This is a genomic window from Microcoleus sp. PH2017_12_PCY_D_A (assembly GCF_020738565.1).
Taxonomy (GTDB): domain Bacteria; phylum Cyanobacteriota; class Cyanobacteriia; order Cyanobacteriales; family Microcoleaceae; genus Microcoleus.
Map to the genome: position 1 here is coordinate 61,889 of NZ_JAEQCI010000038.1, position 11,485 is coordinate 73,373.

The 11,485-nt window shown below is 45.9% G+C and carries 7 protein-coding genes; 6 read left to right on the forward strand and 1 reads right to left on the reverse strand.

Annotated features, from left to right (window positions below; translation table 11 throughout):
* Positions 1 to 49 precede the first annotated feature (49 nt).
* From JGK39_RS11790 to JGK39_RS11805, 4 genes are all read left to right on the forward strand, one after another.
* Positions 50 to 343: a hypothetical protein gene (locus tag JGK39_RS11790; protein WP_293251421.1), complete on the forward strand. Its 294-nt coding sequence runs from the start codon at positions 50 to 52 to the stop codon at positions 341 to 343.
* Between the two features lie 441 nt (positions 344 to 784).
* The gene (locus tag JGK39_RS11795; protein ID WP_293251449.1) at positions 785 to 2,764 is read left to right on the forward strand and encodes a WD40 repeat domain-containing protein; all 1,980 of its coding nucleotides are present in this window, start codon (positions 785 to 787) and stop codon (positions 2,762 to 2,764) included.
* 72 nt (positions 2,765 to 2,836) lie between these two features.
* On the forward strand, positions 2,837 to 3,403 hold the full coding sequence (locus JGK39_RS11800) for a hypothetical protein (RefSeq protein ID WP_293296543.1): 567 nt from the start codon (positions 2,837 to 2,839) through the stop codon (positions 3,401 to 3,403).
* Between the two features lie 624 nt (positions 3,404 to 4,027).
* Positions 4,028 to 6,805: an amino acid adenylation domain-containing protein gene (locus tag JGK39_RS11805; RefSeq protein ID WP_293296545.1), complete on the forward strand. Its 2,778-nt coding sequence runs from the start codon at positions 4,028 to 4,030 to the stop codon at positions 6,803 to 6,805.
* Between the two features lie 561 nt (positions 6,806 to 7,366).
* Here the strand turns inward: JGK39_RS11805 and JGK39_RS11810 are convergent.
* Positions 7,367 to 8,371 (reverse strand): phosphoribulokinase, encoded by a 1,005-nt coding sequence (locus JGK39_RS11810; RefSeq protein WP_293144172.1) that lies wholly within the window; start codon positions 8,369 to 8,371, stop codon positions 7,367 to 7,369.
* A 679-nt stretch (positions 8,372 to 9,050) separates the two neighbouring features.
* Here JGK39_RS11810 and petH point away from each other — a divergent pair.
* On the forward strand, positions 9,051 to 10,259 hold the full coding sequence (petH, locus tag JGK39_RS11815) for a ferredoxin--NADP reductase (protein ID WP_293251455.1): 1,209 nt from the start codon (positions 9,051 to 9,053) through the stop codon (positions 10,257 to 10,259).
* 270 nt (positions 10,260 to 10,529) lie between these two features.
* The gene (locus JGK39_RS11820) at positions 10,530 to 11,285 is read left to right on the forward strand and encodes a Uma2 family endonuclease (RefSeq protein ID WP_293251457.1); all 756 of its coding nucleotides are present in this window, start codon (positions 10,530 to 10,532) and stop codon (positions 11,283 to 11,285) included.
* Positions 11,286 to 11,485 lie beyond the last annotated feature (200 nt).

Here is an 11,485-nt window from a genome sequence, read left to right on the forward strand (position 1 = left end):
TCGTTGATAATTTTGGCATACCTGAAAGCGCTGTTCAGGGTTTACGGAGTTGAATATAGCACGTTTAGGTAAGTTTGGCACAAGTTTAATTTTTCCGAGAACAGTTGCGATCGGGCAGATTAGCGATCGCGCTTTCTGTCTTAAAAAAGCGATCGCACTTGCTTTTTTTCTGCTAATAATAGCGTTGCTGTCAGTCGATCGGAGAAATTTTGTAGCAGACTTTGATATTAAGTTTATTTACGAAGGGTGCGATCGACAAAAGTCTGCTGCTAGCTTGGGAAGCACGGATAAAAAATCACCTGTTGTTAGAGCATCAGTTTTACAAGTGCATCTGCGGTGCTAAGTGCTAAAGGCGCGACAGGCAAGATCGCTTAACCCGAAAGACCGCCAGGGGTTTAAACCCACCGCGAGTAGCGAAAGTCCTCTGAAAGAGGACTAATGCCAAATCTGGGTTTTTGGTTCCATGAATTCTTTAAGCCATTGAAGGCAGACTTCATGTGACAAGACAAAATCGAATCACAAACAAAATACATTCGATTTTGCACGCCGCACGAGTTTCAACCGCCAAATTAGATCTGAAATTCCAAACCAAATTTGATGTAATAAGTTCTTCAGTCCTCTTTTAGAGGACTTCAGCTATGAGGCAGGGGTTTAAACCCCTGCCGGACTGCGGGTGTAGCGTTAATTTAACAACAGCAAGAACACCAAAAGAAGCGCGAAACTCACCATCAGAAAAACAGCCCCAAAATATCGAAATTACAAACTTCACAGCGAGGCAGATGCAATGGTAAACGAATCTTCTCAACCAAAACCAGGCGATGCAGTCCTTGGCGGCAACAATCCACCTCCCATCGGTGCAGCAGTTTTAGGAGGAATAGAAGGAGTCAAACATCGTTGTGCAAATCCAGATTTTCAAGTCAGAATCGCTGGACTGCAAGAAGCAGTTAAACATGGGGAACCAGCCATGGAATTGTTGCTGCATGGTTTGAAAGATGAAGTGTCAGAAGTCGGGTTGGTTGCCTACTCGTTGCTACAGGAATTGCTAAAGGAAAATGTAGAACCAGAGTTGAAAATGGCACTAGAAATATACGAGCCTTACCCGCACAAGCATATCCATACCATGAAGCTGAACGATCGTGCTGATAGCTCCTTGGTCGTATTCAGCCCCAATGGACAACTCCTTGCTCGTGCCGTTTCGATGAGGAATCCTTATGAAAAAGCCATCAAGGTGTGGGATGTGGAGACGGGTATAGTTACAGCTACTATCCCTTACGATTCAGATAGGATTGGCAAGTTAGCCTTCAGCCCCAACGGACAACTCCTTGCTAGTAACAGTAAGACCGATTGGAATTCGGATGATGACCCCATCATCAAGTTGTGGAATGTGGAGACGGGTATGCTCGCAGCTACTCTTCTGTGTGAGGATACTCTTCCTGGGTATGGAAACTCTCATTGGTTTGTTCCTTCCATCTTAGCCTTCAGCCCTAACGGAAAACTCCTTGCTAGCGTCGATCCGGGTCGTAAGTGTCTGTCTGCTACCATCAAGCTGTGGGATGTGGAGACGGGTAAGCTCATAGATATTCTCTCTGTGGATTCAGATCTGCTTCGCAACGTTGCTTTCAGCTCTAACGGACAACTTCTTGCCCTGAGCCAAAACGGTAGTAGTGATTGGTCCATCTCTACTATCAAGCTGTGGGATTTGGAGACGGGTATGCTCGTAGATACTCTCTCTGAGCATTCAGGTCATTCTTCCCACGTTGCTTTCAGCCCCAACGGACAACTTATTGACCTTAGCAGAGAGGAGTCTACCATCAAACCGTGGGATGATGCGGAGACCGTTACACTCACAGATCTCTCTGGGTTGCATTTATTGGCATTTAGCCCCAGCAGGCAACTCCTTGCTACGACGGACACACGGAATACCGTCGCCAACGCCAATACGGTCACAAATATCATCCAACTGTGGAATACAGAGACGGGTACCCTCACAGCTACTTTCTCTGCGTCTGCGGATTCATCTTGCACGTACTTAGCCTTCAGCCCCAACGGACAACTTCTAGCTGCTGGATACTATGGTGGTACTATCAAGCTGTTGAATACAGAAACTGGTAAGCTTATAGCTAATCTCTCGATTCCTGCTGGAAACGTAGCCTTCAGTCCCAACGGACAACTTTTTGCCAGTGTCGGAAATCATGACACCCTGTTGTGGAAAGCAACACTTCTTAATCTGAACATAGTCGATCCGATTGCATTATTCCACAGCTACTTAGAAATCAAGCAACCTCAAAACTCTAGTTTATACAAAGTAATTCAATTACTGAATAGTGGAACCAAAGCAGAACAAGAAGCTGCATTTTCACAACTTAAAAGCCGGAAAGAACCAGCAATCCAAGCGCTATTATGGCCTTATATCAATGCACTAGAGCCTGAAGTGTTTCACGACTATAAGTTACTAAAATACTTCTTGGCGACCGAGCGGTGGCAAGATGCTAAAAAGGAATCTGAAAAGATTGTACTTAACGAATTAGGCAAAGAACTTACGGCTATTCAGCACCATGAAACATCGGCACTAGGTACGCTTAATAAGCTCTCCCTATTTTGGGAAAAATACGCTGTTAATACTTCGTCAATTAAAGAGCAGAAGCCATTAAATTTTCCCACACAATTAAAGGCACAAATTCAGTCTATACGATCCTATAAACCCTACGAGCCACCCGATACTGATATTTTTAGTCGGCGTTCCTACAGTCAGAGCCATGACTGAAGCAATTTTCACTTAAGAGTTGAGAAGGGTGCAAGATATCAGCTTAAATGCTACAATTAGAGCGATCGAAAATTGCAGCATAAAAAACATGACTTTGGAGTGCGAAAAGCCTTTCACGCACTCCAAGGATTTGTTATCCTAACATCTTTTAAACCTGAAGCTTGTATCGATCGCACTTATCACCGTCTTAATCAAGATTATCAAATATTACACGCCCTCTGCCGCTTCTTTCTGGAGAATACTGGGCCAAGTCACGAAACGGGCGATCGCCAAATGCTACCTTTTCTGATAAACATGGCTAGTTTATACGAACAATTTGTCGCTGAATGGCTCAAGACAAATACACCAAAAGGCTTTTTTGTCAAGAAAAAACACACGGTCGCACATGACCAAAATTATTGCGATCGCATTGACTTACTTCTGTGCGACAGAGAAACAGGTAAAGTCCAATACGTCCTCGATACCAAATACAAAAATCCCGATCGAGTAGACAGTGGAGACCGCCATCAAATAGTTGCCTACGCAAATGCAGTAAACTGTAAAAATGCAATTCTTATCTACCCGGAACACCTCAAACAGCCACTAGACATAAAAAATGACGCTCTGCGAGTTCGCAGGGGTCTTCTGGGTTTGCGGTGACAAACAAAGCTAATATGAGTTGTAAGCCTTTTCTAGCAAGGGTTTCACTAATCAAGAAATTTCGTAATTGTATCCAACGCAGTCTCAGCTTTTCCCTAGATGACGATCTCAATGAAGCCGGAAAAATATTCTTAGCCTCTCTACTTCCAAACACCGTCTCCTATTGGTGACAACTTAAGAAAACGTACAAATTTTTAAGGCATACAACAAAAAATGTAAATAGCTGAAACTTTTACAGGCCAAGCAGTTTAGCTCCCTTGAAGCAGTAAGGGAGCATCTCTGTTTTGCTTTTTTAGTGCGATCGCCCCCGATCGCTAATTAGATGCTCCCCAAAACAGTCTTGATGTACAACAAGTTAATTAATAAGTCGTATAATTCAAACAGGAGAAAAAGCAATTATCCAGAAACAGCTCCCGTTCCCCAAAAGCGCATTGATGCGCGCCGCCATATTCAGATCGACCTGGTAACTGTGACAGATTGATTCGACGCAGTATTACTGCACTGCGACAGTTTCGACACTGCACAAGCCATCCACAAGGATCTGTGAGCTGCATGAATGGGGGACAAGGAATTGCCCACAGGGTGCCATCTATTAACCTCGATCGCCCTACTTAAATCACAAATATGATGAACTCTCAAGATTTTTTGACGAGTGGTGATGGGTACTCACCCAATAAGCAAACTGATTTACTAAAAACTACCCACGATGTCTGTGTTGGTGTTCCAGCATCCAGTCACGATGTCTCCTCTGTCCAGGAGTTTCAAGGCGATCTAACTGCATCTGACTATGTGAGCATCCATCAATGGTTTGAAGCGCAGGTTAAGCAGACTCCTGATGCGATCGCCCTATCATTTCAAGGGCAAGAATTAACCTATAACGCCTTAAACCAACGCGCAAACCAGCTAGCCCATTACCTCCAAGCACTAGGAGTGCAACCCGATGAACTGGTTGCTATCTCTATGAATCGCTGCATGGAAATGGTGATTTGCTTTTTGGGGGTGATGAAGGCTGGGGCGGCCTATGTGCCGATCGACCCAGCCTATCCCCACGAGCGCCGAGCGTACAAGTTACGAGACGCCAGCGTGCGATTCATTTTGATTCAACAGCATCTGGTTGAATTTTTGCCAGAACACAATGCTCGCGTGATTTGTCCAGATACAGACTGGCAGGATATAGCGCCATACAGCACTGAAAATCTGTCTCTGCTGACAACGCCCGACCATTTGGCTTACGTTATTTACACCTCTGGTTCGACGGGAAATCCCAAGGGTGTAATGATTACTCACCGGGGCATGGTTCACCACAGCAAGGCGATCGTACAGGAATTTAATCTTCGGGCTGGCGATCGGGTACTGCAATTCTCTAGCATGAGCTTTGACATCATCATTGAGGAAGTTTTTCCATCCTTGGTAAGCGGTGCAACAATCGTGTTGCGAACTGAAGACTGTATTAGCTCTACTCGCCAATTCCTCGAATTTATTGAGCAAGAACGCATTACTATTCTGGACTTGCCCACTGCTTTTTGGCACGGCCTCGTCAGCGGACTCTCATTGCTAGGTGTTCCCATGTCGCCAGATGTGAGATTGGTGATTGTAGGCGGAGAAAAAGCCTCTCGCGCTCTGTATGGTGAATGGCGACAATTGGTTGGGGAATATCCTCGTTGGCTTAATACCTACGGGCCGACTGAAACTACGGTGACGGCCACCATTTTTGACCCGATCGCTGAAGGCTACGATCTCAGTAGTGAAGCAGACATTCCCATCGGTCGTCCCCTTCCCAACAGCCAAATTTACATTCTGGATGAAAACCTAAATCCTGTGCCAGATGGCGATATTGGAGAACTGTATATTGGCGGCCCAGGGGTTGCCAGGGGATATCTCAACTTGGCAGAACGTACTGCTAGTAAGTTTATTGCTAATCCATTTAGCGATCGACCTGGAGCCAAACTTTACATAACAGGGGATACTGCCCGCTATTTACCCAATGGAACGTTGGAGTTTATTGGTCGCATCGATTTTCAAGTAAAAATTCGAGGTTTTCGGATTGAGTTACTAGAAATTGAAACCTATTTGGAACAGCACCCATCTGTGCAGCAAGGTATAGTTTTGGCACGGGAAGACGTACCCGGTGAAAAGCGCTTAGTGGCCTATATCATTCCGAAGCACGGACAACCAATGGAGGTGTCTGCATTGCGTAGTTTTCTACAAACCAAGCTACCGGCATACATGATTCCGGCAGCGGTTGTAGTGATGGAGAGCTTCCCCATGACCCCCAATGGTAAGGTCGATCGCCGTGGGTTTCCAGAACCGCAGGTTGCCGATCTGGTTAAAAACAGTGAAGTTGTGTTACCTATTGATGGACTAGAGGCTCAACTTGTCCAAATTTGGGAGCAGGTACTCAATATTAAGCCGATCGGCACTACGGATAATTTCATGGATTTAGGCGGTACATCCCTGTTAGCAGCTCGCTTAGCTGACAAAATTGACGAAAAGTTGCAGCAGAGTTGGTCACTATCGATGATCTTCCAAGCCCCAACCATCAAACAATTAGCCGACATTCTACGTCAAGGCAATATCCCCAACCAAAGCCTTTCCTTAGTTGATATTCAACCGAAAGGTTCTCAGCCACCACTCTTTCTGTTTGAAGGAGTGTCTATTTATCATCCGTTAATTCCATATTTAGGGCTAGATCGGCCGATATATGGCTTAATTGCTCTTGTTAAAGATGGCGTTAACGGGCCAGTCAATCAGGTTGAGGCGATCGCAGACTATTACATCAATGAACTCGTGAAGGTGCAACCAGAAGGCCCCTATTATTTGGGTGGTTTGTCATTTGGAGGTATTGTGGCTTTTGAAGTAGCTCAAAAATTGGCAGCTAAAGGACAGGAAACAGCGTTATTGGTGATGTTTGATTCGATGTTACCCTCTGCCTACAAGCCCCTACCCCTCGATCGGCGGCTGCGCTTCCATGCCCAAAAAATTGCCAAGCAGGGCGTAGGTTACATCATCCGTAGCGTCGTCGATAAAATAATGACACTTACAGATCGCATGACAATGCTGGCCCGCAAGGCGATCGGGCGATACAACAAGGTGAAAGAACCTACAGAGTCAATGTCTTGCACCACGGACTATTTGATGACAGAGAAGATAATTGAGCAAGCAGAACGAGCTTACGTCCCAAAACCCTATGCTGGCAAAGTAGTCATGTTTCGAGCACTGGATTCTGAAGATGGCGTAAGTGTCATCCTCGATCCGGAGCTAGGCTGGAAACCTTATCTCAAGGACGGTCTGACCATTTATGATGTACCGGGAGACCATCTCAGTATTTTACAGGAACCCAATGTCGGGGCGATCGGCAACCAAATCAAGCTATTGCTGGAGGAGGTAGTAGTGCAGAAGTAAAGTTTTTGGCATTCTTAATCCATATTCACACAGGGTTGCATCGAATTACATAATTCAAAAAAGTAGAACTACCCTCAATCAAGCCGGAAAAACATTTTTAAACTCTCTATTGCCAAATACTCTACCCTAACTCAATAGGCTTGGGTTAAAGATTTTTTACGGATAAGGTACGTAGTTGGGATTGAGCCTCCTTTATACCATTTTTTTAAAGTTATGACAGACTTTTGGAAACTAGGGAAAGCAGATAATTACAACGTCTTGTCGTCCTTTATCTCTATCGGATATGAAAGAAAAATGGTATTAGACATATAGAGAAAGGAGGCTCAAGCCCAACTACGTACCTCTCTCCCAACAATTAATCCACCCTGCTTTTTAAGGGGGGTTAGGGGGGATCGGTCTTAAGTGAACTGTATTGACTCCAATCCTCTTTCTTCTAGGTAGAGGTCGCCCTCAACTGTCAACTGTCAACTGTCAACTGTCAACTGAATCACCCTCTGCCGTTCATTTCACCAACAAAAAAAGAGGCGCGATCGCGCCTCTCAAATCTTTCATGCCAGAGTTCTAAACACTAACAGCAACTTTTGATTCTTTTGCAGTCAACTTCTCGTAAGTCGCCCGCATCTTCAATCCCACCAATACTTGGAACAAACCTGTTCCATTGTTGGAACCGGGATATTCGCGGTGCTGGAGCAACAGGTGAGTCAACTCGCCTTCATATTTCGCAGAAGTCTTGCTCAAGTGGCTTTCGATGTAAATCACTTCTTCGAGATTCTCGAACTGACCGTCTACTTCCAAAATCGAGACTTCGTGACCGTAGAAAGCATCTGGGCCGTAGTACATCTTAATTCCTGGATAGGAACAAGTCAGCTTGCGGCCACAAGGAATCCAGTTAATTGTCGAACCTTCGTCAAACAAATACGCAGGTTCAAAGTTGGCGATACCTTCGCGCTGGATCATTTGGACGCGCAGAACTTTCCGTTCTTTGTCATCTTTGATCAAGTTGGTCGGCAATACTTGAATTACCACGTCAGCATATTGCTTTTGTGGGTCGATGTAGGCTGTGAAATCCGGTTTGCGAGCATTGATCGCAAACAGCACGTCTTCGTAACGGTGGCCCCGTTCCGCCATGTCGCGCTGGATTTTCCAAGCAATTTTTACTTCGTCGCTGATGTCGAGGTAGACGCTGAAGTCGAGGAGATTTCTCACTCGCTCGTCGTAAAGGGGGTGCAGCCCCTCAATCACAATCACGTGATTCGGCTCTACCCGTTCAGGAGGATCGAGCAGACCGGTTTCGTGGTTGTAAATCGGCTTGTCTATTCCCCGACCTTCTTTGAGCGCTTTCATTTGCTCGGCCATCAGGTCAAAATTGTTCGCTCTCGGGTCAAGGGCGGTAATCCCTGTTTCCTTGCGCTGCTTGCGATCGAGACAATGATAGTCGTCAAGGCAGATTACAGTCACGAAATCTTCCCCGAACAAATCTGTCAATCGGCGCAAAAAAGTAGATTTTCCGCAACCGGAGTCTCCGGCTACGCCAATTAAAACCACGCGATCCGGCTTACTGGTCATAGTTTCCCTCTAACAAAATCACTGTTTACTAAGTAACTGAAGTCTAGATTCCACAAAATTTCAGCCCGCAGGTAGCTACAAGCAGGCTTTCTGCGGGTTTGCTACCCCGAGACGATCGAGCGCTCACCAGCATACAGCAGTCACTTGACTGCCTGCCCGGGAAGACCCAAGCAATCTTCAAGGCAAGAAATTAATACTAACTTTAGTGGTTAATCTTACCAGAATGCGTCCGCCCCCTACAAGCTCAACATCCAGATAGCTAAATCTTACTTTCAGCAAGACAGCATTTAAATTCTATATTTCTTGAGCCGTATTCCCATCACACCCTCTCCCCTTATCTCCCCCTCTCCCCCCTCTCCCCCGATCTCCCCATCGGACATCTCCCCAAATCAGAACGAGTTATCGGGGCAGATCCCCCGATCGGGTAAAATATTGGCAGTACGCAGACAACAATAGCTATAGGTCAATACCTGAATGTAGCCGGGCGAGACCAAGGGCGGCGATCGGCCAATCGGGAATTAGAGGCAGAGCGATCTCAACTTGACACTCCCGCCTGCGCGGCGAGGCCCAAAGATTCGCGCGGGCAAATTAGTCCAGGTGGCCTTAAGAAAAAAGTAAATTGAGTCTAACGTCACATTCTCTTTCTTTATAACTCTGTATCGTGAAGGACAAGCAACAAATGTACAGCCCAAGCATATCTGGTGTAGCGGCCAACTCAGAATCAGGCAGCCGCATCTTTGTTTACGAAGTGGAGGGTATGCGTCAGAGCACAGCAACTGACGAAACAAGTCACCCGATTCGCCGTAGCGGCAGCGTGTTTATCTCCGTGCCCTACGATCGCATGAATCAGGAAATGCGCAGAATTGCTCGCATGGGTGGCAAAATCGTCAGCATCCGCCCCTCAAACGGCGCTCCCGAAACTACTAATGGCAAAGTCGCACCAGAAGCAGGGCTACAGAGTCAGAAATCTGGAGAAAAAACTAAGCCCATGACTCAAGCCAAGGAAAAAGTTCAGGTTCCTGTTAACCTTTACAAGCCCGCCAATCCCTATATTGGCAAGTGTATTTCTACAGAAGAATTGGTCAGAGAAGGCGGCGACGGCACAGTCCGCCACGTCAAATTTGACATTTCCGGTGGCAATTTGCACTATCTCGAAGGTCAAAGTATCGGGATTATTCCCGATGGGACAGATAAAAACGGCAAACCTCACAAAATTCGGCTTTACTCGATCGCCTCCACCCGTCACGGCGACGATGTAGATGACAAAACGGTCTCCTTGTGCGTCCGCCGGCTGGAGTACAAACACCCGGAAACAGGCGAAAAAGTGTTCGGTGTGTGTTCGACTTTTCTCACCGGTTTGGAACCGGGGGCTGATGTCAAAATCACCGGCCCCGTAGGCAAGGAAATGTTGTTGCCCGAAGACGAAGATGCCACCGTGATTATGATGGCTACCGGTACGGGTATTGCTCCTTTCCGCGCTTATTTGTGGCGGATGTTCAAGGAAAATAATCCCGAATACAAATTCAAAGGTTTAGCTTGGCTGTTCTTTGGAGTTGCTTACACTCCCAACATTCTTTATAAAGAAGAGTTGGAGCAATTGCAGCGCGAATTCCCCGATAATTTCCGCTTGACTTATGCGATCAGCCGCGAGCAAAAGACTGCTGACGGCGGCAAGATGTACATTCAAAACCGGATTCAAGAGAACGCAGACCAACTGTGGGAATTGGTTCAAAAGCCGAAAACTCACACTTACATCTGCGGTTTGAAGGGCATGGAAGGCGGCATCGACGAAGGAATGTCTGCTGCATCTAGCAAGCACGGCATTGACTGGTCTGGCTATCAGAAACAGTTGAAGAAAGAACACCGCTGGCACGTTGAAACTTATTAATGTGTAGCCTGATTTAATTTGAATTGTAGGGCGGGCTTAGGCTCGCCCTATTTTTTTGGTGAAACAGTTTTCAGCTTTCAGGGGCAGATTCATACCAAATCCGGGTATAATACCCCCTTTATTCTTAAACCCGCAGGCGAGTGGGTTTTGTTTGTATAGCAGCGGTTTCAAGCGCGCCCGTCTTATCGGGGGTCACAAACCCGGATTTGGTATCACCAAATAAAAGTGTAAAATAGACAGTAAGCTCACCGAAAAAGGGAGATAACTGACATGGTTATAACTTCTACCCAAAAACTCACCTTTGAAGAATATCTGAACTATCAGGGAGAGTCAGGTGTTTGTTATGAATTATATCGGGGCAATCTAATCGAAATGCCAACACCTACAGCCATACATATCAAAATTTGTGAATTCTTGGTTTACCAGTTCCGGCGCTTCTTTGCAGCACACAACCTAGCTCTTGTTGCAATTGTGACTACCGCTGTCCGAACTGAGGAAAACTCTTCTCGCATTCCTGATGTGGTGATTTGCACTCAGCGTCTGTGGGAACAAGTCTGCGCGCAACCAGGTTCTGCCGTGCTGGACTTTGAAGAAAAACCGCTGTTAGTTATCGAAGTTACGAGTCAAAATTGGCGGGACGACTACATCCGCAAACGGGCAGAATATGACTTAATTGATATCCCTGAATATTGGATTGTAGACCCCACTAGACCGAAAATACGAGTATGCAGCCGTCCTGAAAATGAAACCAGTTATTCTCATCAAGAATTTTTGCCGGGAGAGCGAGTTCAGTCTGTGCAGTTCGCTGAATTTATTTTGTCGGTGAATCAAGTGCTAGCTCCGCCCCTAGTAGAAGATTTAATTCGAGAAGAACAAGCACGGCTACAGCAACTAGGACAGGAAAATTTGCAACTAGAACAGCAAAATGTGCAACTAGAACAGCAAGTTAATTCCGAAAGGCAGCGTGCCGAAAGATTGGCGCAGCGGCTTCGAGAAATGGGGGTAGATATAGATACAGAACTTTAAAATTGCCATCCAAAGTCTGGATGAATTCGTCAGATAGTGTCCGAAGATAAGAACCACAATCATATTGGTTCGTAGTGAGGACTTTAGTCCTTTATTTATGAGGACTAAAGTCCTCACTACGAACCGTTTTTATTACGAGGAATTTAGGATTTATGCGGACTAAAGTCCTCACTACGAACCGTTTTTATTACGAGGAATTT